Source organism: Rubritalea profundi (assembly GCF_002954445.1).
Lineage (GTDB): Bacteria > Verrucomicrobiota > Verrucomicrobiia > Verrucomicrobiales > Akkermansiaceae > Rubritalea > Rubritalea profundi.
This window is the reverse complement of sequence record NZ_MQWA01000001.1, coordinates 993,428-1,019,385: the sequence shown is the minus strand read 5'-3', so window position 1 is coordinate 1,019,385 and position 25,958 is coordinate 993,428. Positions and strand designations below refer to the sequence as shown.

26 protein-coding genes and 2 pseudogenes are annotated in these 25,958 nt (G+C 49.8%); 6 read left to right on the top strand and 22 right to left on the bottom strand.

Going from position 1 to position 25,958, the window contains the following annotated elements; genetic code table 11:
• Positions 1 to 9: 9 nt before the first annotated feature.
• The 7 genes from BSZ32_RS04400 to BSZ32_RS04370 form a co-directional block, all read right to left on the bottom strand.
• Positions 10 to 336 carry a hypothetical protein gene (locus BSZ32_RS04400; protein WP_105042305.1) on the bottom strand — a complete coding sequence of 109 codons (327 nt, stop codon included), beginning with the start codon at positions 334 to 336 and terminating at the stop codon, positions 10 to 12.
• 1 nt (position 337) lies between these two features.
• Positions 338 to 970, bottom strand: coding sequence for an HAD-IB family phosphatase (locus BSZ32_RS04395; protein ID WP_105042304.1), 633 nt, complete (start codon positions 968 to 970; stop codon positions 338 to 340).
• 33 nt (positions 971 to 1,003) lie between these two features.
• Positions 1,004 to 1,456 (bottom strand): L,D-transpeptidase, encoded by a 453-nt coding sequence (locus BSZ32_RS04390; RefSeq protein WP_105042303.1) that lies wholly within the window; start codon positions 1,454 to 1,456, stop codon positions 1,004 to 1,006.
• Between the two features lie 12 nt (positions 1,457 to 1,468).
• The gene (locus BSZ32_RS04385; RefSeq protein ID WP_105042302.1) at positions 1,469 to 2,620 is read right to left on the bottom strand and encodes a beta-ketoacyl synthase N-terminal-like domain-containing protein; all 1,152 of its coding nucleotides are present in this window, start codon (positions 2,618 to 2,620) and stop codon (positions 1,469 to 1,471) included.
• 100 nt (positions 2,621 to 2,720) lie between these two features.
• Complete coding sequence (bioB, locus tag BSZ32_RS04380; protein WP_105042301.1) at positions 2,721 to 3,716, bottom strand: biotin synthase BioB; 996 nt, start codon at positions 3,714 to 3,716, stop codon at positions 2,721 to 2,723.
• Between the two features lie 43 nt (positions 3,717 to 3,759).
• Positions 3,760 to 4,443, bottom strand: coding sequence for a hypothetical protein (locus tag BSZ32_RS04375; protein WP_105042300.1), 684 nt, complete (start codon positions 4,441 to 4,443; stop codon positions 3,760 to 3,762).
• 72 nt (positions 4,444 to 4,515) lie between these two features.
• Positions 4,516 to 4,941: an AP2 domain-containing protein gene (locus tag BSZ32_RS04370; protein WP_105042299.1), complete on the bottom strand. Its 426-nt coding sequence runs from the start codon at positions 4,939 to 4,941 to the stop codon at positions 4,516 to 4,518.
• A 196-nt stretch (positions 4,942 to 5,137) separates the two neighbouring features.
• On the opposite strand from BSZ32_RS04370, the gene BSZ32_RS04365 reads away from it, so the two are divergent.
• The 4 genes from BSZ32_RS04365 (at position 5,138) to BSZ32_RS04350 (ending at position 9,059) form a co-directional block, all read left to right on the top strand.
• Entirely contained in the window at positions 5,138 to 5,659 is a 522-nt protein-coding gene (locus BSZ32_RS04365) for a hypothetical protein (RefSeq protein WP_105042298.1), read from the top strand.
• A 56-nt stretch (positions 5,660 to 5,715) separates the two neighbouring features.
• Entirely contained in the window at positions 5,716 to 6,705 is a 990-nt protein-coding gene (locus tag BSZ32_RS04360) for a hypothetical protein (protein WP_129589587.1), read from the top strand.
• A 348-nt stretch (positions 6,706 to 7,053) separates the two neighbouring features.
• On the top strand, positions 7,054 to 8,019 hold the full coding sequence (locus BSZ32_RS04355; protein ID WP_165788640.1) for a S1C family serine protease: 966 nt from the start codon (positions 7,054 to 7,056) through the stop codon (positions 8,017 to 8,019).
• A gap of 23 nt (positions 8,020 to 8,042) precedes the next feature.
• On the top strand, positions 8,043 to 9,059 hold the full coding sequence (locus BSZ32_RS04350; protein ID WP_105042295.1) for a S1C family serine protease: 1,017 nt from the start codon (positions 8,043 to 8,045) through the stop codon (positions 9,057 to 9,059).
• Between the two features lie 76 nt (positions 9,060 to 9,135).
• On the opposite strand, the gene BSZ32_RS04345 is transcribed toward BSZ32_RS04350, so the two are convergent.
• From BSZ32_RS04345 to BSZ32_RS04325, 5 genes and pseudogenes are all read right to left on the bottom strand, one after another.
• On the bottom strand, positions 9,136 to 10,404 hold the full coding sequence (locus BSZ32_RS04345) for an adenylosuccinate synthase (protein ID WP_105042294.1): 1,269 nt from the start codon (positions 10,402 to 10,404) through the stop codon (positions 9,136 to 9,138).
• A 7-nt stretch (positions 10,405 to 10,411) separates the two neighbouring features.
• Positions 10,412 to 10,909: a hypothetical protein gene (locus BSZ32_RS04340; protein WP_105042293.1), complete on the bottom strand. Its 498-nt coding sequence runs from the start codon at positions 10,907 to 10,909 to the stop codon at positions 10,412 to 10,414.
• Between the two features lie 20 nt (positions 10,910 to 10,929).
• Positions 10,930 to 12,086 (bottom strand): annotated as a pseudogene (gene carA / locus BSZ32_RS04335) (glutamine-hydrolyzing carbamoyl-phosphate synthase small subunit).
• Between the two features lie 130 nt (positions 12,087 to 12,216).
• A complete protein-coding gene (locus BSZ32_RS04330) occupies positions 12,217 to 12,546 on the bottom strand; it encodes a hypothetical protein (RefSeq protein WP_105042292.1) in 330 nt (109 codons plus the stop codon).
• A gap of 3 nt (positions 12,547 to 12,549) precedes the next feature.
• A complete protein-coding gene (locus BSZ32_RS04325) occupies positions 12,550 to 13,191 on the bottom strand; it encodes a hypothetical protein (protein ID WP_105042291.1) in 642 nt (213 codons plus the stop codon).
• A gap of 287 nt (positions 13,192 to 13,478) precedes the next feature.
• Here BSZ32_RS04325 and BSZ32_RS04320 point away from each other — a divergent pair, with 287 nt between their 5' ends.
• Together BSZ32_RS04320 and BSZ32_RS04315 are read left to right on the top strand one after the other, a co-directional pair.
• Positions 13,479 to 14,585, top strand: coding sequence for a M29 family metallopeptidase (locus BSZ32_RS04320; protein ID WP_240610694.1), 1,107 nt, complete (start codon positions 13,479 to 13,481; stop codon positions 14,583 to 14,585).
• Between the two features lie 14 nt (positions 14,586 to 14,599).
• Complete coding sequence (locus BSZ32_RS04315; protein ID WP_105042289.1) at positions 14,600 to 15,319, top strand: putative 4-mercaptohistidine N1-methyltransferase; 720 nt, start codon at positions 14,600 to 14,602, stop codon at positions 15,317 to 15,319.
• A gap of 61 nt (positions 15,320 to 15,380) precedes the next feature.
• Here the strand turns inward: BSZ32_RS04315 and BSZ32_RS19620 are convergent, their stop codons facing one another.
• The 10 genes and pseudogenes from BSZ32_RS19620 to ilvB all read right to left on the bottom strand — a co-directional run bounded on the left by BSZ32_RS19620 (position 15,381) and on the right by ilvB (position 25,450).
• Positions 15,381 to 15,914 (bottom strand): acyl-CoA dehydrogenase domain-containing protein, encoded by a 534-nt coding sequence (locus BSZ32_RS19620; protein ID WP_240610693.1) that lies wholly within the window; start codon positions 15,912 to 15,914, stop codon positions 15,381 to 15,383.
• A gap of 47 nt (positions 15,915 to 15,961) precedes the next feature.
• Positions 15,962 to 17,215: an acyl-CoA dehydrogenase family protein gene (locus tag BSZ32_RS19615; RefSeq protein ID WP_276308400.1), complete on the bottom strand. Its 1,254-nt coding sequence runs from the start codon at positions 17,213 to 17,215 to the stop codon at positions 15,962 to 15,964.
• Positions 17,216 to 17,247: 32 nt separating this feature from the next.
• On the bottom strand, positions 17,248 to 17,847 hold the full coding sequence (locus BSZ32_RS04305; RefSeq protein ID WP_240610692.1) for a 3-hydroxyacyl-CoA dehydrogenase family protein: 600 nt from the start codon (positions 17,845 to 17,847) through the stop codon (positions 17,248 to 17,250).
• Positions 17,848 to 18,296 (bottom strand): annotated as a pseudogene (locus BSZ32_RS19610) (3-hydroxyacyl-CoA dehydrogenase family protein); the annotation flags it as partial.
• A gap of 98 nt (positions 18,297 to 18,394) precedes the next feature.
• Positions 18,395 to 19,219: an enoyl-CoA hydratase-related protein gene (locus tag BSZ32_RS04295; protein ID WP_105042286.1), complete on the bottom strand. Its 825-nt coding sequence runs from the start codon at positions 19,217 to 19,219 to the stop codon at positions 18,395 to 18,397.
• Position 19,220: 1 nt separating this feature from the next.
• Entirely contained in the window at positions 19,221 to 20,483 is a 1,263-nt protein-coding gene (locus BSZ32_RS04290) for a thiolase family protein (protein ID WP_105042285.1), read from the bottom strand.
• Positions 20,484 to 20,498: 15 nt separating this feature from the next.
• On the bottom strand, positions 20,499 to 21,947 hold the full coding sequence (locus tag BSZ32_RS04285) for a phenylacetate--CoA ligase family protein (protein WP_105042284.1): 1,449 nt from the start codon (positions 21,945 to 21,947) through the stop codon (positions 20,499 to 20,501).
• On the bottom strand, positions 21,904 to 22,896 hold the full coding sequence (locus BSZ32_RS04280) for a patatin-like phospholipase family protein (protein ID WP_105042283.1): 993 nt from the start codon (positions 22,894 to 22,896) through the stop codon (positions 21,904 to 21,906). Before BSZ32_RS04280 ends, BSZ32_RS04285 begins: the two co-directional genes overlap by 44 nt.
• Before the next feature lie 237 nt (positions 22,897 to 23,133).
• Positions 23,134 to 23,676 carry an acetolactate synthase small subunit gene (gene ilvN, locus BSZ32_RS04275; RefSeq protein WP_105042282.1) on the bottom strand — a complete coding sequence of 181 codons (543 nt, stop codon included), beginning with the start codon at positions 23,674 to 23,676 and terminating at the stop codon, positions 23,134 to 23,136.
• A gap of 40 nt (positions 23,677 to 23,716) precedes the next feature.
• Positions 23,717 to 25,450 (bottom strand): biosynthetic-type acetolactate synthase large subunit, encoded by a 1,734-nt coding sequence (ilvB, locus tag BSZ32_RS04270; protein WP_105042281.1) that lies wholly within the window; start codon positions 25,448 to 25,450, stop codon positions 23,717 to 23,719.
• Positions 25,451 to 25,958 lie beyond the last annotated feature (508 nt).

The window sequence follows — 25,958 nt, the reverse complement described above, 5'->3', positions numbered from 1 at the left end:
TCGGTGAGTTTATCTATACCAAGTATGTGAGCACTCGGGACACAGCCGGGCTCGGCTGGTGCGGCAGAGGGCGTAGCACTTTGGGCAATGCTTTGTTTTTCCATCGAGGCGCTGGAGGGTGTTTTTATAGAAGTCCTCAGAGCCACTTTTGAGTAGCTCTAACACTTCGGGTTCTCTAGCGATCCAACGAACGTGAAAGAGTTCTTTGACGGCTGGGTATTCGCAGAGTTCGATGAGTCTCTCGACTTGGAGGTTCCGCCAAGCCTTCGCTTCATCGGGAGTGAGAAGTTCTTGATGCCCATTGAATAGATATCGGTGTTGTGTGGGAAGTTCCATATTAGACGAGGGCTAGAAGCTCATCTAACCTGTAGATGAAGTGGTCGGCGCCAGCTTTGACCTTTTCGCGTGGAGTGTAGCCGCCGTATCCGATGAAGCTATCCACTTCTGACTGGGTTTCTAGGTCTGAGACTCCGTCGCCGACCATGATGATCTGCTCTGGTGTGAACTCGGATTTGAGCTGGCGAATGATCTCAGGTTTGCCGCCATTGTAGGTGGTCGGGTAACTGTTATCGAAGGAGATATAAAAGCCATTCTCATCGAGATTGAGCGGGACAGCTTCGATGCGATCGATTTGAAGGAAGGCGGCGAGTGGCTCGATGAGTCGCTTGAATCCGCCGGAAAGGATAACAATTTTCCAGCCTTGCTCACGGAGTGTGTTGAGGGTCGCAACGGCTGTTGGCTCGACGGTGTCGATGTAGAGTTGCTCGACCGCCGCGCAGGTCGCGAGGTCTGGGCGGATGATCTCGAGTCGGCGTGCAAAAACTTGGCCGAGTGGCACCTCGCCATTCATTGCTGCATTGGTCAGAGCCTCGACTTCTGAGAAGATTTCTGGGCCTTTAGCGCGAGCGAGTTCGTCGATTCCTTCAATGGAGGAGAGCGTGGAGTCGCAGTCGAAAATAATGAGTTTCATGTTTTAAAAGTGTGAAGTGGTGAGTTTGCTTACTCAGTGAGATATTCTGACGGGGGTGTTTTCGGTGATATTCTCGAAGAGCTCGATGACGTCTTGGTTGCGCATGCGGATGCAACCGCAGGAATGGGGGGTGCCGATTTTGTCTTCGTGGTTGGTGCCGTGGATGTAGATGTAGCGTGCTTTGGTGTTGGTGTTATCGGCGTCTTGGCCGTCTAACCAAAGAATGCGGGTGGTGACGAGGTCGTCGTCGCAGTGCTCGCCGACAGTCCATAGACCGACTGGTAAACGGCCTTTGAAAATAGTGTGGATGGGAGCATCGTGTCCGTGTTTCTCGGCGATGATGAAGTTTCCCGTGGGAGTCTTGAATGAACCTTGTTCAGAGCCTAGGCCATTTTTTGCTGAAGAGATAGGGTAGTTGCGCTGTTCAACTCCGTTCTCTAGAACTCTTAGGGTCTGATCAGATATGGAAATTTCTAGAGCGGTCATGTTATTTTGAATTTAGCTCTGTGGCGGCGAAAGTGCGATGACTGAGTTGTGGCCACCCATGCCGACTGCTATTTTCAGAATGGAGTCTGTCGCTTCGGTCTTCTCGGTAGGAAGGGTGAAGGGGGCGGGGGGCTGTGTGAGTGCGAGATTTGGCGGGAGTTCTTTGTTTCGAAGGTAGTGCGCTAAGATGGCCGTATCGAGAGCTCCGCTGGCGCCGACGGTGTGGCCGGTGAAGGGCTTGAGCGGGTGCAGTGAGATTGGGGAGCTCGGTCTGAGAGCATCTAATAGTGCGCGTTCTTCCGCTAGAGAATGCAGGTGAGTGCCTGAGGCGTGTGGGCAGACGGCTGAAATATGAGTGCCGTGTGGCAGGCTGGCTAGTGCTGATTCGAGACAAGCTCGGAGGCCTTTTCCATCAGCGGGCATACCAATCGGGGAGTCAGCATCGGAATTGCACCAATAGCCGTCCAGCTTTGGGGCAGATGGGATGTCTTCAGAGCTGAGGACGAGTGCGCAGCCAGCTTCTCCTGGGAAGAACCCTGAGGTGTTAGGGTGGTAGGGATCGTTGATTCCGTTGGTGCTTAGGACGCCCGTGTCGATATAATTTTGGACGATTTCAGGAACGAGCGGGAGCTCGATACCTAGAACGATGGCGTGTTCGACCACTCCAGCCTGAAGCATCATCCAGGCCATGCCAATGGCGTCGAGTGAGGCGGCGCAACCTGAGGAAATTGTTTGCCAGGGTCCAGTAATGCCTAACTCGATAGTGACCGCCGAGGCAATCTCACCATGCATAGAGTTTGAGGCCGCCATTAGTTTGAAGGGGCGGCGGCCAGGCCAGTCGCTGAGCCAGGCATTGCCTCGCGAAGAGCCCGCGATGACTGCCGCATTTTTTAAGTCAGATCCCCCAAGACCGGCGTCGGCGACTGCTTGCTTGGCGCAATGGACTGCTAGAGTTGATGCCGGTGCCCACTTGCGGGAGTTCAGAATAGAACGGTCTTCGATCCACGACGCTTGCAGGTCTCCGCAGTCGATGCGATCACCTAGCAAGGCTTTGAGCGATCGCAGGCCTGTTTGACCAATTTCCATGGCATCGGCATGTGCGCTGAGCGTGGTGCCGAGACCTGAAATGGCTGAGATGCCTGTGATGGAAATCGTTTTGTGCAAAACGAGGGTGACTTGTTAGGTGAGTGGGTTTTAGGTATGAGAAAAAAATGCCCCACTCAGTGAGTAGGGCATGGGAAGTTTTTCATTTTCTAGTAAGAAACTATCCGCAACACGGGCTGGCTTCCTTGTCACAAGTAGCCTTAGGGATTTCCATGTCTGGGTTAGGCTGTCTAGTACTGAGCCCGAGTTTACTGATGAGATCTAGATCTTTCTGGATGCTTGGGTTCTTAGCTGTGAGGAGCTTGTCACCGTAGAAAATGGAGTTAGCGCCAGCGAAGAAGCACATAGCTTGACCTTCTTCTGAGATCTGTGTGCGACCAGCAGAAAGGCGAACCTTGGCTTTTGGTACAGCAATACGTGTGATGGCGATCATCCGGATCACATCGAAAATGGTCACTGGGTCAGAATCGCCGAGTGGTGTGCCGGGCATTGGCATGAGCGAGTTGATCGGGACTGATTCAGGCTGCGGGTTGAGCTCAGAAATGGTTTCGATCATCTTGAGGCGGTCATCAGAAGTCTCGCCAAGTCCAAGGATGCCACCACAGCATACAGCCATGCCAGCGTCTTGGACGTTCTTGATTGTCTGGAGACGATCGTCGTACGAGTGTGAAGTAACCACGTTAGGATAGTGCTCACGAGATGTGTCCACGTTGTGGTTGTAGGCTGTGACACCTGCTTTTTTGAGGCGTACAGCTTCAGCTGGGCCGACTTCGCCGAGTGTGACGCAGACTTCCATTCCGAGTTCGGAAACGTCTTCAATGATTTCAACGACTTGGTCGAAACGCTTAGTGCCGGAGCGAACGCCTTTCCAGGCTGCGCCCATGCAGAAGCGTGTGGAACCAGACTCGGCAGCCACGCGAGCGCGAGCCATGACGTCTTCTTTTTCCATCAGCTTCTCAGACTCTACGCCTGACTTGTAGCGAGCGGACTGAGCGCAGTAGGAACAATCTTCTGAGCAACCGCCAGTTTTGATAGAGAGGAGTGTGCAGAGTTGGATTTCATTGTCGATCCAGTTTGCGTCGTGGACTTCGCGTGACTTCTTGATGAGGTCAAAGAGAGGGAGGTCATACAGTGCTTTGAGTTTTTCGAATTTCATGAAATTACGTGATTGTGATGATTAATGAATAAAAAATTGTGTGCTAGCGAATCCAGCGTCCGTTGACTGTGGGCATTTTGCCAAAGCTGAGGGACGAGTAATCGGTTTTGCCTTTGGCTCCTATCAGCCTGGTACCAGTGGATTTCTTCCAGAAACGATTCATGCTTTCACCAGTATAGCAACCCCAACTCTTACAAACTGCCTTTTTTGCGAAGGGACGTGAACTGAGTTTTTCGAGGTCGGACTCATGGAGCCATGAGGCAGAGACGCCGAGGATCTGCGATGAATAATCGAGCAAAAAACAATGCTTATTGGAGTGGCCGAAATAGTTGAATGTGCGGGTGCCGCCAGCTGGTAGGCGGTTGAACTTCTGGATGAAGTCATCGCCAGAGTGGATCCAAACAAGTTTAGCTCTTCGTTTTTGAGCCTGTTCGGTGATCCAAGTTGTGTAGGGTTTCCCGTCTTCTGAACCGCGAAGCTCGTAAGCTTTTTTGTAGACGTACCAGATGATCGATGGGGTGTCACCTTCTTGCGCTTTGATGATATCCATCTGCATGGTGGAGGCGCGGATAAAGTTGGCCCACCACTTGTCGTGTCGGTCATTCGGTACTCGGTAGTTTTCCCATTTCCTGAGAGCTGTGCCACCTGTTAGGATGACGTGCTCGGAAGCTAAGCTCGTAGTAACGAGGGCAAGGATAAGAATGAGTGAGCCGATCAGACGCTGCATGCGTGGGAGGATGAAGGGTGAAGGGGTGGCTGTGAAGAGTAAAATGCAAGGAGTAGGTAAACTTCCTGGGGATCAATGGCCAGTGGCGTCAGTGCGTGCCAGCACGGCGAGTTCAAAGGCTTGGGTGTCACCGTAGCGTTTGATGGAGAACTTCACGCAGCGGCGCTTCCCTGATTCAGGTGACCAAGTGGCTTGCCAGAAAGTGTAGCGGACACCGTTGGTGACGACTGAGACTTTAGAGACCCCAACGACTCCAGAGGAATTGCGAGTTGAGCGCTGGCAAATCCTAGCGCGGTCTTCGGTTTCTATTCGCTTCAATAGGCAGTCGCGCCATTTTCGGGCAGTCAGAAGTGAGGCCTCGATGCCGCCAAGTGGGGCATCGGCAAAGAATTTAGCGTATTTGATCCCACGTCTTTGGAGGCGGACTTGCCACCCATGCGTAAGCGCATCCGGCAGGTCAATCCGGGCGATAGCATAGTTGGGTGAGTCAGCGGGCATACAGAAAAATTGATACAGCGAGTAGTGATTGTCAACAAGAGCTGAGGAATTAGGAATGCCTGTAATTCTGTTAGGTGAGTTTGAGGTTTGTTGTGTTGGTAATTGAAAAACAAAAAAATCTTGGCTAGGGGCTTGGCGTGAGTGATGAGGCTGTTTATGGTGCCGACTCATGCGCTGCCCTCGATGTCTACAAACCATGCATTTATCTGCCGAGGAATGTCCTCATTGCGGCTTGGTTTTGGCTCAACTCGATGAATTGTATGCAGGTTTTGATAGGACGGTAAGACGGCCTCATGATGCCGCTGGTGTTCTGCGTGTTGCTGATAGAAAGAGGGTGACAAAGTGGATTGCGCGAGCTGAACGAGCATTCCCGCAACTTTACTTTTGTGTGGCGACATGTTCCTTGAGCGACGAGCAAAATATCCGTTCTTATGGATTCTGGTTGATGAACCGAGGGGAGTTTAAAGATATTCCCGAGTCGGCGAGTGAAGATGGGTGCGTGATGTTATTGATAGATGTGAACCGCAAGGAGGTGTGTTTGCATGTGGGGTATTTATTGGATGCCGCTATGAATGAGGAGGAGTCTTTTGATGCTCTGACGATAGGTCATCCTTACTTGTTGGAATCTAACTTTATGCATTCTATTGAAGTAATGCTTGGTGGAGTGCGTAAGTATGTGAAGCGGCTTCGGAGAAAAGCACGCAGATTGGCGAAATGATGAATGTCTGGCTTAGATTTATAGTAGGAGTGGTACTGGGTGCGACGTCACTTAGTATGGCGGCAAAGCTCCCACCTCTACCTGTTTGGAACGATCTTGATAAAACGCGAATCAAGGAGGGGGAGATGGTGGTTGGCATGGCTTTGCTTACTGCTGCAGGACCGAAGAAGGAGGACGACACACCTGAGCGAGAGCAGGAAGTAGAGGTGATTATCGAGGCTGTTGATGCTAAACCTAGTTTGGATCTACATAAGCGGCTGGAGGAGAACTCTAATATTTCTGGAGTTCACCTAGAGCACTATTTCGGCAAGAAGCCCGAAGGGTATTTGGTTGATCCTCAACAGATCTTGAGTATGCAGGAGCGTATTGATTTTAAGTACGCGCTGGACCTGCATATGGAGGAATCAGAGTTGCCCATTTATGTCTACCTCTTCGATGCGGCACAAAAGGTGCCAGAGGGTTACTTGCCTCAAAAAGTGTACGATACTGTATTCAAGGAGAATAAAGACCCGATAGTCATCGTTTATTATTATATTGGAGCTCCAGAGCGTTCAGACTTTTTGTTGGCTGGGGGAGTGAGCGATAGAGTACCAGAATGGCAGGTGAAGGAATTGCTCTGGAATGCAGCTCACAAGGCGCGTGAGAAATCAGACGTATTTGACCAGCTCGATGGCTTTGTGGGCCAACTCTCCATGCGCTTGTTTTGGGTGGAGGAAATTCTACGCGAAATGATAGTAGAATCTGTAACCTCGATCGTTGGTCAGCAATCTCCATCAAACAGTAAGACTGATAAGCTTGTCGGAATGCTCGACTCTGCGGCTGAAGTCGAAGTTCCGCCACTCGTCTATTGGGTTGCTGGAGGAGTATTACTCGTCGGGATAGCTGGAGTTTGGTTCCTGAGGCGGAAATTGTATTTTCCTGAATGCCCTAGCCCTTGCCGGATCGGTGGTGAAGTTGGTGCAAAGAGTGGCGGGGTATTAAGTTACCGGAATCGCCATAAACCACCATCGATGCAACGCGAGCAGTTAGGTAAAGATTTTTTCTAGATTGATCTATGTGACAAATCCCTCTCAGAAGCAGGGGGTGGGCTGGAATTTTAAACGAAAGTTTCTCGATTCATCACGAAACTATTTGCAGAATGAGAAAGTGATGACATATTGCAATTGTCTTCGCAAGAGGACAAGACGATCCGGTAGGTTCACTGTTCTTCAAGGTTAGGGGGTTTCCTTTAGAATGGTCTAGCGGGTCGTCTTTTTTGTGCTTTGGCGACGATTTTTATTCATCAGGGAGTATTTGTTCAAATGGCTTATTGAATCCCTCGCGACATAAGCTACCTTGTTCAAATATACTGGATTTGTGAATTGATGAGACTTTTAGGAAAACTTACGGTGTGTATGTGGATCGCAACTTTAGCGGCTTCTTCTGCTGCAGAACGCCTTTACGTCAACGATAAGAAGGTGCCAGAAAGCCGTGAGGATCTCATGGCTATTCAGACTTCTTTACAGAAGCATTTGGCTGAAGCCCGTCAGGCAACAGTCTGTATCAAAATGGGACAAGGCTCCGGCACGGGTGTGATTGTGTCCGAAACTGGTTTGGTGCTTACTGCTGCTCACGTTATCTCCGGCGTTCAGAAGGACATGAAGGTGATCATGGAAGATGGCACAGAATATGAGGCTAAGTCTCTGGGGCTGAATTCTGAAAATGATGCAGGTATGCTTAAAATTCTGAGTGATGAGAAATTTCCATTTATCAATTATGAGGCAAAGAGTGACGATGGTAGGCCGGCGACGCGCGTCGGTGATTGGGTGTTTGCTTTAGGGCATTCAGGAGGATTTGATAAAGAACGTGGTTCAGTGGTTCGTTTAGGCCGATTGATAAAGGTGGCGGAGACTACTGTGCACTCGGATTGTGTCTTGATTGGTGGTGATTCTGGAGGTCCTTTGTTTGATATGAGCGGAGAGTTGGTCGCTATCCATAGCCGAGTGGGACGTCGACTTGCTCAGAATATGCACGTGCCGTTGCAGGTTTTTCATGCATATTGGGAGATGCTAGAGAAGGGGGAATTTATTGGTGATGGACCCTTTGCTAAGAAACCAAAGCCTGGCACCGGTTTTATGGGCTTGGCTGTGAAGGATGTAGATGGGGGCTTAGAGGTGACTCAGGTGGAGCCGGACTATCCAGCAGCAGATGCTGGAATCGAAGTAGGGGACGTGTTGACCTCACTCAATGCAATGCCTTTGAAATCTAAGGAAGATCTGAGAGCTAGAATGAAAAAATTTGCAGAGGGTGACCGAGTACTGCTTGAATTTAGTAGAGATGGAAAAGTGAAAAGTGTGGGATTTAATCTCGTGAAACGTTAAATATAGTGAACCTAAAGAAAGTGATGAAGCGAACATTTGGATTAGGGGGATTAGTGAGTATGGGCATGTTGTTGTCGTGCTCGCAGATGTTGATTTGGGCGCAACCTAGCTTGCCTAGCGACGAACGCACGAATGGTAAAGAAGTGCGTGCCGCCTTTAGCGAGCAATGCGCAGCCATTCAGAAGTGCAGTGCCGTTATCTACGATGGTTGGCGGAATTTTAACTACGGTATCGTAGTGAGCGAGGATGGGTATATTTTAGTAAAAGCGAGCGAGCTCGAACAGCGAACTGATCTGGCAGTGCGTATTGGTGAGACCAAGTATACTGAGGTCAAAGTCGTGGCTACTGACCCGCACTGGGATGTGGCATTGCTCAAGGTGGATGCAGATGGGGTTTCACCTGTTGTTTGGGCTGAATCGAGTGACCTGCCTCAAGGTTCTTGGGTTGTGGCAAATGGAGCTTCTAGTCGTAGTTTGCGCCGCGTGAATGTTGGCATTATTAGTGCTGAAAGCCGCGAGGTCAAAGGGCGTGCGCCAGCAGTGATCGGAGTCACCTTTAAGCCTGATAAGGACTCTTTAGAGATTCATGTCGTGAGCCCTGATACTGGAGCGGAAAAGGCGGGACTTAAAGCGGGGGACATCATTAAGAAGTTTGGTGGAGATGAGGTGACAACCCGGGATTCTCTGATCGATCGGATTCGAGATTTTATGGCTGGAGAGAAAGTGCCTATCGAATTTGAGCGTGACGGGGAGTTACTGAAGGCTGATGTAGAGCTGATGCCTCGGGATAAGGCATATAAGGAAAGGAAATCTAGGAATGATCAGATGAGTGGTGACTATTCAAAACGCAGGGATAGTTTCCCACGTGTGCTGCAAACGGATATCCCATTTAGTGCGCGTACCATCGGTGGCCCATTGCTCAATCTTGACGGTGAGTGTGTAGGCATGAATATTGCCCGCGCTAACCGAGCTGAAAGTTTTGCAATTCCAGCCAAAGAGTTACGTGAGGTATTAAAAAAACTCATGAAAACCGCTCGCTAAATTTATATTTTTAGTTTGATCAATAAAAAAGGCGTCACCATTCGGTGACGCCTTTTTTATTAGAGGGGGCGTGTGATTAGACGATGATGGTCTGCTCGCGCTCTGGGCCATTGCCGATGAAGCTTACTGGTGCGCCAACGAGCTCGCTGAGGCGGTTGAGGTAAGCTTTAGCATTTTCAGGGAGGTCATCCCAACTGCGAGCACTAGTGGTGTCGGTTTGCCAGCCTGGCAGTTCTTCATAAATGGGAGTCGCTTTATCCCAGCCAGAACGAGTCGCTGGCGGGAATTCGTGACGCTCGCCGTCGATGTCATAAGCGACACAGATTTTGAGAGATTCACGCTCGTCTAAACCATCAACGATGGTTACCGCGAGATCAGTCACTCCGTTGACCATTACGGCCATGCGGAGAAGGACTGTGTCGAGCCAGCCGCAGCGGCGGGCACGACCAGTTGTCGCGCCGAACTCCATGCCTAGGGCGTGGAAGAAGGCTGAAAGTTCGTCGTTTTCGGTAGGCATTGGGCCTGAGCCAACACGCGTGGTGTATGCCTTACAAACGCCAATCACACGATCGATCGCGGTGGGTGGGAGTCCAGACCCTGTGCATGCTCCACCAGCAGTGGTGTTAGAAGATGTGAGGAACGGGTAAGTGCCGAAGTCAATGTCGAGGAGAGAACCTTGAGCTCCTTCAAACAGGATAGTCTTGTTCTCTTTCCACGCCTTGTGCAGCGTTGGGATCACGTTGGTGACGTGTGGCATGAGTCGTGCGATCGCTGGGCGAACCTCATCAAGAACCTGATCGGTCGTGAATGTTGGCAGGCCGTAGCGTGTGAGTGTTTCATTCGCTTCCTGAAGTCGGATATCAATGAGTTCACGCGCTGTTTCTTCGTCTTGAAAATCAGCGAGGCGGAGGCCAATACGGTTTGCTTTGTCGGCGTATGTTGGGCCGATACCACGCTTGGTTGTGCCGATCTTGTTTTTGCCAAGAGCCGCCTCGCGCGCTGCGTCGAGTTCGCGGTGGTAGGGGAGAACTACGTGTGCACGGTCAGAAATGAGCAGTAGCTCAGGAGTGATGGTGATGCCTTGTTCTTCGAGTGTGGTGATTTCTTTGCAGAGACCAACGGGATCCATGACGACACCGTTACCGATGATGCATGTTTTATCTCCCCAAAGAATACCAGACGGTACAAGGTGGAGTATGTATTTTTTGCCGTTAGCGAGCACTGTGTGACCGGCGTTATTGCCGCCTTGGCCACGTGCTACGAGATCGGCTGATTCGGTAAGGTAATCAACGATTTTTCCTTTTCCTTCGTCGCCCCATTGGAGACCACAGATGATGGTATTCATATGAATGTTACTTGTTTGAGATGCTGAGGCTTTTCTGAATAGTCGCAAACATGCGCTCAGCCTCTTTACTGTGTTGAAGTGCCATCTGAGTAATTACACAGATGGTGTCGCCGTCTTTTTTGAATGTGAAGAGTAGCGACTCACTCGGGATATTATTTCTACTAAATAAAATGTATCGGCCAGCGCGGGACTCACCTAGCAGAGTGCGCGAAGCAGTCTTGTGGGTGAGTTCGATGGCGTTTTCTTCAAACTGCTTGAGCAAGCTTTGGCTCATCTTTTTGAGCAATTGCTCGGGAGTGATAGATGAGCCATAGTTTTGCACCATGAAAAGGCTGTTGTCAGCATTTTCAATCCGTAGAGTTTTGATCTTATCGCCAGTGACTGTGACTTTTTCAGAGTCTCTGTGTTGAAATGTGAAGCCGTTTGCTTGGTAAGTTTGTTCGGCAAATGCCAAGCCTGAAAGGCTTGTAAATAAAGAACAAAGGATAACGAAGTTACTGAGCATTTTTCTAACGAATCCAGGCTTTAGCCTTGGGGGTTTTCAATCATGCCTGCGAACTCGTCGAAGAAATACTTCGCGTCATTCGGTCCAGGTGCCGCCTCTGGGTGGTACTGAACTGAGAATGCTGGAAGCGTCTTGTGACGGAATCCTTCGACGGTGTTGTCGTTGAGGTTGAGGTGAGTGATTTCCACGTCATCGGGAAGACTGTCTGGATCTGTCGCAAAACCGTGGTTCTGTGCGGTGATCGAGATCTTACCAGTGCGGAGGTCCTTTACCGGTTGGTTGCCTCCACGGTGACCAAACTTAAGTTTGTAAGTCGTGCCGCCGAATGCGTGGGTGAGGATTTGATGACCAAGCAGATACCGAAGATTGGCTTCTTGCCTAGGAGTTTTTTCACCTCAGCGTGAATGTAGTCAAGGGCTGATGGGTCACCTGGGCCATTAGATAGGAAAATGCCGTCTGGGTTAAGTGCGAGAATTTCTTCTGCTGTAGTGCGTGAGTTGACGACTTCGACATCGAAGCCAGCCTGGCGCATGGAGCGGAGAATGTTGTACTTAATACCAAAATCGAGGGCTACGAGCTTGTACTTCACTGGTGGAAGTTCATTGTAGTGGCCTTCACGGTTTTGTGACGGGCTAGGGATGTTCCAGAGGCGGGATTCCTTATCCCATTGGTAGTTCTCTGCAGTGGAAACTTCTTTGACGAAATCTGATCCAGCCATCGGTGGGGCATTCTTTGCTGCTTGAATCGCTTCCTCAGCGGAAAGCTCGGTAGAGATGCAGCAACGCATAGCGCCAGCTGTGCGGAGATGTTTGGTGAGGGCTCGTGTGTCGACACCTTCGATTCCAAGAATCTTGTGTTCCACAAAATAATCCCCGAGTGACTGGCGTGAGCGGAAGTTGGATGCAACCGGGGAGAGCTCTCCAATAACGAGTCCTCTAACGTGAGGGGAAGCAGACTCTGCGTCCTCGGGGTTGACTCCGTAGTTTCCTATCAGAGGATAAGTCATCGTGACGACTTGACCGCGATAGGATGGATCAGTGATGATCTCCTGGTATCCAGTCATGGAAGTATTGAAGCAGATCTCACCAGTGGTTGTAGTCCCAGTGTGACCAAAGGCTTCACCTTCAAAGGTGCGGCCGTCTTCAAGTGCGAGTATGGCTTTGTTAGTAGCTTTCATAGGCGCCGTAGCTCGCGCACACTAGGGGGCAAATCTCACCTGTGCAAGCGGTAAGTATCGCGAATTTTAAGATCCTCGAAATTAGCCGAATCCATCCCAATTTCTAGGGACGATGGAGCGAGTGTAGAGTCTATGCTGCGCCAGCAATTATTCCATATATCCAAAGAGATACACAAACGATGGCGGAGAACAAAAGCACAAAGAGTAAAGCGCTACGGGCTTGGTGGCGACGCTCGTTTTTGAGTTCACCTTTGGTAAGACGATTAGAAAAGTCGTTTTCGCGTCGACGATGGGCCAGCTCATCTGGTGCTGGCATTGTCTGCAGCCGCTCTTGTTCTTCGCGTTGGAGCTTCTCTGGAGCTTCCTTAATGAAGCTTTGCAGTTCATCGATTTGAGCTTGGAGCGCATCTTTTTGGCGCTCGATCTCAGCGAAGTTCTCTCTGTTTTTTGTGCCGAACATGCCCTAACGAGTCAGATAGATCGCGAAACCGATCAATGCTGCGAGGATCAATGGAAGGTTGAAAGCGAAACCTTGCTTGAAGTAACTGGAAAATTCACTCTGAGAGCTAGAGCCTTTGTTAGTCTTTTTCTTTTGAGTTGGGCTAAGAACTCCGGAACGACGGCCACCACGAAAATGTTGCATGGCTTCTTCGTACTCGTCTTCTGCGTGGTCGAGCATGGAAATTGAGCGGTTGAGCTCTAGTTTCAACTCATCGCGAGTCCAGCTTTGCGGGTTGAGTTCGTCGATCTTTTTCTGGTGATCGGCAAAGCACTGACGGGTTTGCTCTAAGTCTTCCATCTCCTGACGCATCTCAAAGAGCTCTCGGTCAATGGCTGTGAGAGAAGTCGTAAAACGGTCGTTGATGTCATTTTGACCAGATAAAAATTCTTTTTTGCGTTCGTTAAGTTCTTCGAGTTCAATTTTTTGTTGCTCGATAAACTCTTGCTGCTGCTGAAGTTGTTCTAATTGTTGTTGGGCTGCAACGAGCTTACCTTCAAAGTCTTCAGCTAATGGTGAAGTGCTAGGCTTTGTGTCGGCTTTCATTTCCATTTGAGTGGGGGCGACATTGAGGCGTTGTGGGCGAGTTTCGGTGAGACGGGACATGGTTCTGTAAAAAGGCTGCTAGTTCTACACAACACAACTAGCAAATCAAATTCACTTTGGCTAGGTAATTATTCAATTTCGCTTAACTAAATCACTGTGGGTGAGTCGGCCATGGGAAATGAATTAGTTAGGAAGGGATAGAATTAAAAAAAATATGCTTCATCCCTTGCATCAAAAGGATCTGAACCTAATATTATTTCACTATGTTGTTACCAACCTATTTGAGCGAAGAGATCATGTTGCATCCAGAGAATCGTAAATTTCCACCTTTCTCTGTGAGCAATTTGATGAGTACTGTGTTTGATCCTACAGATGGCTGTCGTGTTTGTATTCTAATCGATTTTGATGAACCGCAAAAATGGATCAAAGATTTTGCCTTTTTAGAGAATTCTGAATTTAGCGTCCAGCGGAAAGCGTATGAGAACTTCTACCAACGTTTTAAAGAGGGTGTAATGGATGAGTTAGGTATGAGTGGTGGTGAAATGTTCTCCTATTATTGTACCCATGGTTCAAACCTCGACCTTCGCGATGCGTGCTTTGACACTTATGGCAAGCAGCTCTCTTTAGATAAGGACATTTATACTCACTACGATATAGTCCTGTGCGTTTCTACCTGGAGCGCAACGGCACCACTCACGGCAAAGTGTAAAGAATATGGATTCCGTGGAGCTACGATGCATGGAATGAATGATATTATTTTAAACTCAGGACTAGCTGTCGATTACAATGAAGTGTCGGCTGATGCGGAAAAGGTACGTAAGGCGATGACCAATGCCGATTCCATTGAAATTGATTTCACGCTGGAAGATGGACGAGTCCTCACCGCTTGGCTGGGCTTGGATCAGCAGGATGCACAAAAGTCCCATGGACTGTGTACGGGGAGAACGCCAGATATAGCGAACTTGCCAGCAGGAGAGGTGTACTTCGTGCCTTGTGATGCGCACGGCGAGTTCCCTATGAAATATGAAGATGGCACTCTCGGCGTGCTCACTGTGGTTGACCGAAATATTATCAAATCGACTTTGATCGAAGGAAAGCAGTCAACAATCGACGAGCACAATGCGCGACTCGCCGATGATCCGATGACTGGAACTCTGGGTGAGTTGGGATTTGGAACCCAAGTGTTGCCTGTTTCCTATCAAGATATTCAGGATGAAAAAGTGTTAGGAACTTGCCATCTTGCGACTGGTCGTGATGACCATCTCGGTGGTGATATCGTGCCTGAGATGTTCAAAAAGCATGAAAATAGCACCCACGACGATATTCTCTTTGCTCCGCATAAAACACCGAATTTCAACGTTAGTGAGGTCCGTATGCAGCGTGGCGGGAAAGAGGAAATCATTATCGAAAACTTCCGCCCGAGCGAGTACATCATGAACGCGCTTCGCAGCTAACATCACTTTCTTTTATGCAAGATTACGAATCTCAAAAACTACTGAACGAATACTTGCTCATGCATTATGGGACAAGTGAGGAAAGAATGCCGTGGACGCTAGGCGGAATAGGCGCTCTCGATTTTGTGAGTAGAACTGTAGAGTTCTTCACCCAAAAACGCGTTGGTGTGAGCCTCGATCTTGGATGTGCCGTGGGGCGCTCCAGCTTTTTGCTCAGTAAAACATCGGAGAAAGTAATCGGGATAGATTTCTCTCAGAGCTTCATCGATGCTGCCAATCAAATGAAAGAGCATGGGAGTATAGCCTATCAGATTAAGGAGGAAGGCGACCGATGTGCCGATGCCGTCGCTCTGCTTCCAAAGGGTGTGTCACCTGAAAAGGTGAGCTTTGCTCAAGGTGATGCTCTCAACTTACCAGCAGGATTTAAAGGTTTTGATAGAGTGCATGCTTCCAACCTCCTTTGTCGCTTACCTGAGCCGATGGTTTTACTAAACCGACTTCCACAGCTTCTAGCTAGTGGTGGAGAGGTCGTTTTTGCGACTCCATTCTCATGGTTAGAGCAATACACTCCGAAACAGCATTGGCCACAAGGAGATAGCTGGAAATGGCTGCAGGCCGCCATGAAGGATCATTTTACACTCCTGCATGAAACCGACGAACCATTCCTCATCAGAGAGCATGGGAGGAAATTCCAACTAGGAGTGTCCAAAATTAGTGTGTGGAGGAGGCATTAGCCTCGTAAAAAGAAGGTTATGAACTGTGCCAGAAATTTGATTTCCTAATGCTAGCTACTTGCTACTGCCTACTCTCAACTTCCCCCATCAGTTCCTGAGCTAGTTTATAGCCACGGTGTTCGGACTTGGTGTCTTTGGACTGGTGGAAGAGTTGTTTGATGCGCTCGACTCCACGTGAGCAGAGATAGTGGATGGTGCTTAAAGATTGCTGAGGGTCTTTCTGTAAGAGGCTGTCGGTGCGTGAGACTGCGCAGCTCATTGCAAAAAGTTCGGTGGCTATATCGACATAGCAGCCAAGCAAGAGTTGGCGCTTTTCTAGCTTTGGGCCATTGAGAACCATCGCGTGAAACAGTGCTCTGGATAGCTTACGAGAATACTTTTCGATGTGCTTGTAGTGTCGTTTCAGGCGAGAATGGGTGCCCACTGGAACTTCAAGAGTGAGAGGCATCCAGCGAAGGGGATACCAAACTGCGTAGTGAAGGCCGGCTTTGAAAGCTGCTGGAATCCTCTGCGATATCGTACTGCGCGAGTCGATTGCTGCGGCACCTTGGCGGAGGTGTGGATCTAACGCTTCGCGCGCAATGAAGAGCTTCATGATCTCTGAGGAGCCTTCGAAAATCGTGTTGATCCGGCAATCGCGCATCATGCGCTCGATAGGGTCGGCGACTTCGCTCGATTTTTTAGAGACTCCGCAGTCTCGTAACCGCGGCCACCTTTGATCTGCATGGTCTGGTCGACCCCATGCCAAGCTGCTTCAGTTCCCCAGAGTTTGGCCATCGCGGCTTCGATTCTTATGTCGGCCTTTTTGTCCAGATCTACTAGGGCTGAAACATAGAGGACCATGGATTCGGTGGCAAATTGGTCCGCTCTGAGATCTGCAATTTTTGCTGCAATGGCAGCATGCTTGCCAATGGCGGCACCCCATTGTTCTCGGCGACTTGCCCAAGCGAGTGAGATGTCTAGGCACCTTTGAAGTGCGCCGGAGCATGCAGCGGGGAGGGTGAGTCTGCCAGTGTTGAGAGTGGTGAGGGCCACCTTGAGACCTTTCCCCTCAGCGTAAACGATGTCATCCTTTGGTACTCTAACATCGGTAAATCGGATGACTCCATTGTAAAGAGCTTTCAGTCCCATGAAGCGGCAGCGGGTGATGATCTCGACTCCGGGGCTCGTCACATCGATTATGAATGCAGTGGATGCGTAGGGTTTTTCAGAAGTTGGAGTTTTGGCCATGACGACCAGATGCGAAGCTTTTAGCCCGTTCGTGCACCAAAGCTTTTCGCCATTGAGAGTCCAGTGCTCCCCGTCTGGATCGAGGGTTGCAATTGTCTTCATTTTTGCTGGGTCTGAGCCAACTTCCTGTTCGGTGAGTGCAAAGGCTGAGATGTTACCAGCCGCAAATAAAGGGAGGTATTTTTCTTTTTGAGCATCGGTGCCAAAAATGATGAGTGGCTGGGGAACTCCTATCGATTGGTGAGCAGATAGAAGAGCAGTCAGGTTGCCGCAGTGCGCACCTAACACCATTGCGGCGCGCGAGTAATTTGTTTGGGATAACCCTAGTCCTCCGTATTTTTGCGGAATTTTGATGCCAAATGTTCCCAATTCTGCGAGTCCGCTAAAGACGCTGTCAGGGATTTCTCCGTCGCGGTCGATTTGATCTGGATCGGTGTGCTGTTGGAGGAATGTATCGAGTTTTGTAATAAATTGATCACCAGCAAGCTTGTCCTCGGTGGTTTGCTCAGGGAATGGGGATAACCTAGAGAGCTTTGGGAAACCCATGAAGAGCGAGCCAGCAAAGCCGCTGATCTCCCGTGAGTCGCGTGAGTCTTCAGCCATTTCTAAAGCGGCTCGTTGACCTTCGCTCATAGTTGAGGTGTCGATTATAGATCTGTCAGGCATAGTTTTTTTGATCGAGTTTTGTTTGAGTGAGTTTAGTAAAAGCTTCGCTTTAGTAGGTTGGTGTCGTGAGCGTGGCGCAGCGGGCCTCCGCGGAAGGGGGCGTAGCCGGTTCCCATAACCATGGCGAAATCGATGTCAGCGGCAGAGCTAGCGACACCTTCATCTAAACAGCGAGCCGCTTCTTCGCTCATCAAGGCTGTAAGTTCGTCTTGAATTTTCTGGGCAGATGACTGCGGTGAGGCCCCCGGTTGGATGTTAGGGTTTGGTTTAGTTTTACCTTTTTCGTAGAGATAAAACCCTTCGTTGGATTTTTTACCTAGAAGTCCTTTCTCAACGAGCTCGTTGAGTATGCTCGGGATTTCCATTCTATCCGGAAAGGCAGTAGAGAGGGTTTTGGCAACATGGAGTGAGACGTCCAGCCCAACTTCGTCGAGTAATCGCAGTGGCCCCATCGGCATGCCAAAGTCGAGCATGCAGTTGTCTATGGTTTCTGGATCGTGGCCATCGCTGAAGAGTTGCCCCGCTCTGACGAGGTAGGGGAGAAGGATCCTGTTGACTACGAAGCCTGGTGAATCCTTGACGACGACCGGAAGCTTTCCAATGGATTGGACGAATCTAACCGCCGCAGCCAAGGTTGCATCCGAGGTTTGTGGAGCTCTGACGACTTCGACTAACTTCATCCGTGGCACTGGATTGAAAAAATGTATTCCGACAAGTCTTTCGGGGTGGCTGATGTGCTCCGCGAGTTGGTGGATGGGGAGTGCTGAGGTGTTGGTTGCTAAGATCGTGTTAGGCGATGAATCCTCTGAGAGCTTGGAGAAAATCTTCTTTTTAAGGTCTAAGTTCTCGGTTGCAGCTCGATGACGATTTCTCGGTTGTTGAGTGAAAGGTCGGCTGTGCTTGCGGTGATTCGATCAAAGCCAGCATTGGCTTCAGTCTGGCTGAGCACGTGACGTTTGACTGAGCTGTGATAGAGCGATTCGATCGTTCCCATACCTCGAGCTAGAGCATCTGAGTTGATGTCTTTGAGGAGTACGTGGCAATTCCTAGTAGAGAGCCAATAGGCAATACCTGAACCCATCACTCCTGAGCCAATGACCGCCGCGTGGTCGATTGTGGCCGGCATTTGTTCGCCAATCCTCAGCTTCTTGGCTCTTTCTGAGGAGAAGAATAGGCGCATCAGTTGGGCTGCTTCGGGGCTTGGCTGAGCTCTATGATCGCTTCACGTTCGTTGTCGAAGCTTTCCTGTTTACTGACACGTACTCCAGTGCAGACGACGTCTACGGCGCGGTTGAGCGCAGGATAGAGACCGCGAGTTTTTTTGTAGAGGCTGTCTTGTGCTTGCTTTCGAATAAGTGAAACAGTGAGAGGGTTGTGCTCTAGCATGTGAACTGGAAGCTGCCGCATCTGTCTATTAGCGAAGCTTGAGGCATAGCTAATGAGGTGTTGCTGTGGACAAATTCCATCGACAATTCCTTTTCTAAGGGCTAATTTTGGTTTCATTATTTTACCCGATAGAATCAAGGGTAGAGCTTTGCTGAGCCCAATCAATGCTGGCAGTCGGGTAGATCCACCCCATGCTGGGAGGATGCCGAGTTGCGTCTCGGGTAAACCAATCCGTGAGCACTGTGCCTCGGACACGACTCGGTAGTCGCAGGCTAGAGCGAGCTCTAAACCTCCACCAACACAAGCCCCATGAATGGCCGCAATGGTGGTGATATGAAGGCTCTCTAGTTTGCTGAAAACGGATTGGCCCAGAGATATGAGGTTTTCTAGCTCTTCACCGGTTGCTGTTGAAAGGATCTTTAGATCGGCTCCAGCGATAAAAATGTTCGGTTTGTTGGAGCTAATAATGAGAGCTGTTAGTTTTGAGCATTTGGGGATACCATCAAGTTGTTGGTCGAGCTCCGCCAAGACATCGCGGTCAAAGATGTTCGCTGAGGAATCTTTGCGATCAAAGATGAGGTGAGCGATGGTGCCGTGGGTTTCTAATTTGAGATGCATGTTAGGTGAGTCTTTCTATCCAAAGTGCCGCGCCTTGTCCTCCGCCAATGCAGAGGGTGGTGAGTGCGTGTTGTTGCTGACTTTCTCGGAGCTGATCTAGGGCTGTGAGGACGAGCCGGGCACCAGTGGCTCCCACCGGGTGACCAAGGGCTATGGCGCCACCACGTCGGTTGAGTTTATCGAGCGGGATTTCACCGAGTTTAGAGTCGAGGCCAGCTTTCTTTGCGAGCACCTCAGAGTCACTCAGTTTGATACAGGCGAGGGCCTGAGCGGCAAAGGCTTCATTGATTTCAATGATGTCAGCTTGAGCGAGACTGAAGCCCGTTTCTTTAAAGAGTTTTTGCATGGCAAAAAGTGGGCCGAGGCCCATCCGTGACGGATCGCAGCCAGCGTAAGCATAGCCGCGAAGTCGACCGACAGGCTCTAGCCCCAACTCTTTCATGCGAATGGATCCGACTAACAGAACGGCTGCTCCGTCAGTGATTTGTGAGCTGTTTCCAGCAGTCACAGAACCCGTATTTTTTTCAAAAACCGGTTTGAGATTTGCGAGCTTTTCGACCGAGGAGTCGGCGCGGATTCCATCATCCGAATCGATCGCTTTGCCGCGTGTGTAGACTGGAGAGATTTCTTGGTTGAGGCTTTGCTGGTAATTGAGGGCTTTATTGTGTGAGTTCACTGCGAAGGCATCTTGCTCGACTCTGCTTATTTCATATTCACGTGCAAGAATTTCTGCAGTTTGGCCCATATTGATTCCAGTGAATGGATCGGTGAGCCCTAGACGCAGGCCAATGAGTGGGTTGAAGTCTTTAGGCCGAAACTGAAGTGCGGCGGTGAGCTTGGCTAGTGGGCTACGTGCTCTGGCTAGTTTGGCAAATTTTTGGACTGCGGATTTCCGATAAAGGACCGGGGTATTGCTCATGCTCTCGCAGCCTCCAACGACGAAGAGTTGACCGTGGTCAGCGTGCATTCTTTCGTAGGCCGTAGTGATAGCTTCCATGCCGCTGGCGCAGTTGCGGTGGACGGTGGCGGCGGTGACCGATTCTGGAATACCGGAGCGCAGCGCGATCACCCGTGCTATGTTTGCCGAATCTGCAGGTTGGCAGACGCAGCCCATGATGACTTCGTCGATCAGTGCTGGGTCGATTGCTGCATTTGTAAGGAGTGAGCTGACTGCACTTTTGCCTATGTCCGCCGCATTGAGGTGGTCCATAGCTCCTCCCATTTTAGTGAAAGCGGTGCGGGTGCATTGGTAGATATAGAGCATAAATTCTGAAAATGGTTAGGTGGGGCGATTATCGATGACTTTGAGTTCTTTGAGCTCTTTGCCCACTCCTTGAAGCTCGCGCATGTGTTGCCAACTGTGAAATTGAATGGAGTTTGGACTGAGCTCGGTCTTGTCTCTAAGTTGTTGGGTGATGGTGACTCTGAGCTCTTCCTCGGTGACGTCCATAGCGACCAAGTGAATGTGGATTTCATCGAGTCCGAGCGGGTCATCGTTTTCCTTTCTAAGTTCAGCTTGCCAGGCTCCCACACCATCGGTGTCGTCGAGGGCGTGTTCGAGTGTGTTGAAGTCGACGAGTGTGCCTTTTAGTTTACCTAGTTGAAGCCTTTGTATATCGGTGACACGGGAGATTTTTCCCAATAGCCGTGGGCAGGTGCGTCCGCAGTGAGGGCAAGGTTTGTAGGTGATTCCTCCGTCGATTATGTCGCCAGTCCGGTAGCGAAGAACGACGGAACCTCGGGCATTGAGCGGGGTCAATACAATCTCACCTGGTGTCTCGTCCGGGACGCGTTCACCAGTCTCGGGATCGATGATTTCGACAAAGGCTAAGTCCGGATAAAGGTGGAAACCGCTAGGGGATTTTTCTTTGGGTGGACAGCATTCGCTAAATGCCATTTTAGCCTCGGTGAAGCCATAAGTAGAGATCACATCCACATCATCGGAGCCCATCGCGGCACAGAGTTTCTTTAACTTTCGGCGCATACCGAGCGGGACTTTCTCGCCGCCAAGAACCAAGCGCTTCAAGTTGGTCCAACGCATGCCATTTTCAGCAGCATATTGCAGTAGGTGATAGAGGAAGGTGGGCATCGCGATGATGCCATCTGGCTGAATTTTATTGATGGCTTTGGCGTTGCCTGAAGTACCCATGACTTTTCCCCCACCAGTGCTGAGAACAAAACACGTATTTCCTAGAGCCGCGTACCAAGCCTGCCAAAAGGCAAGATGAGGAGCAAAGGGGAAGGCGTTGATTACTTTAAAGTCAGACTGCGTGTCGCTGAGTTGCATCAGGCGCAATCCACTGGCCTCTAAGTTTGCTAAATCATGTTTGGTGTAGAGAAAGGGGACTGGTTCGGCTGAGCGTCCAGTAGTTGAGGTCATGTGAATCGGCCTGAGTTCATCCGCTAAGACTTGCTTCACACCTCTCGGCCCGTGGCGCAGGACTTTAAGAAATGTACCGACTTGTTTTTTTAGAATTTTCTCATCTGGGATGAGAACGAAATCGCGAGTCTCACCAAGATCACGTTTCGATGTGAAGGGGAGCTTCACTAGATCATCCGTGTTCCTGATGTCATCGGCAGTGAGCTCCTGCTGCTGGAATATCCTACCATAGTGGGCCGAGAATGGGATGACTCGGTCTTTTAGGAATCTGTGGAGAAGCGCGGACTGGCGTTTTTTTATTTCGTCAGGCGACGCGCTTTCCCACCATGGATTTCTCGGTGGTTTCATCGTCGTTAATTGGTATGGGGGCTAAGAGTTTTTGGATTTCAGGAAGCGCCTTGAGTGCCTCGCTTCTCCCTAACTCTATAAAGTTTTCAAAATTATGGTATTCGTGCCATCGGCTACCGAGAGAAATGGGGTGGATCACCACATCTGCCCGCAGACATGAATCATGAGCCATGCGGATCTGTGAAGCTCGGAGTGCGCGTCTGAGGTTGTCTATGATGTTACCTTTTGCGCCAGGGTTGATCTTACTTCCTAAAATGCCGAGTGAGCGCTGCCACCAGGACTCTAACTCGACTTCTATTTCTTCTTCTGCTGTGGCTTCAGCTGCAGTGTGTGTGTCGATATCCTCTAGAGTCGGCACTGTGCTCACTGCGATTACGTAATCGACATCCGTGAATTTTTTGAGCGCACCCACTGGGACTGGATCGACCACCCCGCCATCGGTGCAGCGCATCCCGTTGATTTCTACCGGAACGATGATGCCGGGCATAGCGCATGAGGCGTGAACGGCATCTAGGATGCTGCCCGAGCGGAATACGACACGTTCATAGGTGTCGAGGTTTGCAGCGATCACTAGTAGTTGGCGTTCGGATTCTTCAAAGGTGGCTGGCCCGATTGAGCGTGCCAGTTGCGCTTTGACCTTATTGCCATAAAAAACTCCTCGGATGGGGGGAATCACTGGGTCAGCCAGCTTTCGCATGGTGCTTGGGTCTTGCATGTTTGCTGCTAAATGGAGCATTTGTTCGGCGCTGTGATTGGTTGCCCAAAGTGATCCTACATACGCTCCCATACTCGAACCTGAAACGGCGTGAATCGGGATATTGTTTTCCTCAAGTACCTGCATGACGCTAGGTGAGCGAGCGATTTTGCCCCGCCAGAGGATAGCGCCACGCCGATTTTTGGCGGGCGAGTCCTCTGAGATTTTAGCGCATTTTGCTCGGTCGCGATCCACGGGGTGATTCGCTTTAGGAATGAAACAATGTGCTGCTTAGCACTCGCTGATTCTGTAAGGTCTTGCGGCATGAGGACTCGATATATAAAAAGATCTAGGATCTTACTATAAAGTGCTACCTTCTCATTATCAAGTAGTTTCGTTAGTTGTGCGTGTTAGGGGAATGATTGCGGGTACAAAAAAACCGCGCACCATGAATGGTGTGCGGCTAGGAAGAAGCTGTGGGTGTGTTTGTTGCTAGGTTGTGGATGCTCCACGAGCCATGACAACTTTACCTGTGCGCACGGTTTCAATGATCTCATAGTCTGAGAACATCTTGGTCGCCGCGTCGAGCTTCGAAGTTTCACCTGAGAGCATAGCAATCATTGACGTTGGTGTGAGGTCTACCGTTTTACCATTGAAGTGATCGATGACTTGTAGTGCCGCTGTGCGAGACTCCGTGTCAGTGATGACCATTTTTACGAGTAAGAGCTCTTTTACGATTGAGTCATCGGCGTTGTGTTGCACACAGTGAATGACATCAATGAGTTTTGAGACTTGCTTGATGATTTGCTCGAGACCGTTAGATGAGCCCGTGATGCCGATAGTCATACGTGAGAATCGGTCGTCTCGCCCTTCAGAGACAACGAGGGAATCGATGTTGAATCCACGACGAGCAAACACCTGAGTGATGCGCATAAGCACGCCAGGGGTGTTGTTGACAAACACTGAGAGCGTGTGGCTACTCAAGTCTGGCAAATCGTTAGACGGGATGTCTGATGTGATGATTTTTTTGGACATGTTTGAATGAACGTTAAATAGTGAGTGATGAGGGTGAGTCCTATGTGGAGCCAGTAGGTTTTGCCATCTTATGTTTAGGCGGTTCAATGAGCATCTCTTCAAGAGCTGCGCCAGCTGGGATCATAGGGAAGACGTTGTCCGTCTTGATACATTCCGCATTGATGAGAATAGGCCCATCGTTGTATTCTAATGCCTGTTGAACGATGCGCTTTACATCGGCAGGCCGCTTGATATTCAGAGCCTTGATACCGTAAGCATTTGCTAGTTTGACAAAGTCGGGGTTTCCGTCGAGGTCCACACCGGAGAGTCTACCGTCAAAGAAGAGCTCTTGCCACTGACGCACCATTCCCAGGTAGTGGTTGTTGAGGACAACAATCTTGATGGGGAGTTTGTGGATCGCTGCAGTCGCGAGTTCGAATAATGTCATTTGGAAACCGCCGTCGCCACAGAATGTGATGACCTGACGCTCAGGGCAGGCAAATGCCGCACCAATAGCTGCAGGAAATCCGAAGCCCATCGTGCCGGCTCCACCTGAGCTGAGCCATGAATGGGTTTTCGCGTTGCGGTAGAACTGAGCTGCCCACATTTGGTGCTGACCTACGTCAGTTGTGACGATTGCTTCACCCTTTGTTTGTTTCCAGAATTCTTCGATTACCTGCTGCATGCGGAGGCCGCCTTGCTTACGGAAGCTGAGTGGGTATTTCTTTTTGTAGCCGTCGAGGTGTTCATTCCACTCTGTGTGCTGAACGGGCTCGATTTCTTTCAAAAGAGCATTGAGAGCAGCCTTCGCGTCGCCAATGATTTCCACATCAGGAATGATCATTTTCTTCATTTCAGAAGGATCAATGTCGATGTGAATGATCTTCGCATCTGCACAGAACTTATCCGGATCTCCAATGATACGGTCGTCGAAGCGTGAGCCAATGTTGATGAGTAGGTCGCACTCGCAGACCGCCTTGTTCGCATAGGCTGTGCCGTGCATCCCAAGCATTCCTAAAGAACGCGGATGAGTTTCAGAGAGGATGCCCTTGCCGAGTAGGGTGTTAGTGAGTGGGCAATCGAGAGTTTCTACGAGCTTGAGAAGCTCGTCGTGAGCGCGTGCAATCATGCCGCCTTGGCCAGCCAAGATCAATGGGCGCTTGGCTTTCTTGATCAGCTTAGCAGCCTCGCTAACACAGGTGGGATCAATATCAAAAGCAACCTCAGGATTGTATCCTGGAAGGTCAAACTCTTCGTTCTTCTTTAGCTTGCCAGTGAATGGCGCCGAGCTGATATCTTTAGGGATATCGATGAGTACTGGACCGGGGCGACCAGTCGTTGCGATATGGAAAGCTTCACGGGCTATTCTAGGAAGGTCGTTGGTCTTCTTCACTAGGTAGTTGTGCTTCACTATCGGGATAGTGATACCGAAAATATCAGCCTCTTGGAATGCATCCAGACCAAGCATCCAAGTCACTTGCTGGCCACAGATAACGATCATTGGCACGGAATCCATCTGAGCTGTCATAAGTCCAGTGATGGTGTTGCCAGCTCCAGGGCCTGAAGTGACAAGAACAACTGCTGGTATCCCTGTAGCACGCGCATAGCCGTCAGCCATGTGGCAGGCGCCTTGCTCGTGACGAGCGAGGATGAACTTGATGTTCGATTTGACAGTTTCTAGCGCGTCAAAAATCGGGATTGCTGCGCCGCCTGAGTATCCGAAGATATATTCAACTCCAAGGTCATTGAGAGTCTTGATCAGAGCCTGTGCTCCGTCTAAATTTTGCTTAGCCATAGTGAAAATTGGTGTATTGAGTTCAATGTGGCACTATTTCTTGAATAGTAAATCTCAAAATGATGTAAAAATGTCAATGTGTGACATATATGCAGGGTTTAATCTTTGAAAGATTGTCATTTTTTGTGGAAGAAGCGTAATTTTTCGACGAATTTGATTGAGAAAGGTCGATGTTCTTGTGCGTTTGGTTGAGGGGGGCTCAAATGTAGTGTCACACTACACGACGATTTTTGAGCTTCTAGCCAGTCAGAGATAAATCCCATTTTATACAGGATTATCAGAATTTTTGCAGGATTCACAAAATTGACCTCTGTTTCTGAAACTCTTCGTTCTGTCCGTTTTATAACATCTTTACAGTTATATTGGATCAAGAGTTGTACCCTTATTCTTTGTATTTGCAGCAAAGCTGATTTGGAGAGGGCTAAATAATACAGCGAGATTAGCTTCGTTCGTTGTCAGTTGCATAGCTCGCTATGCGTCTTCCTCCCGCCTTGCTACTCTCACCATC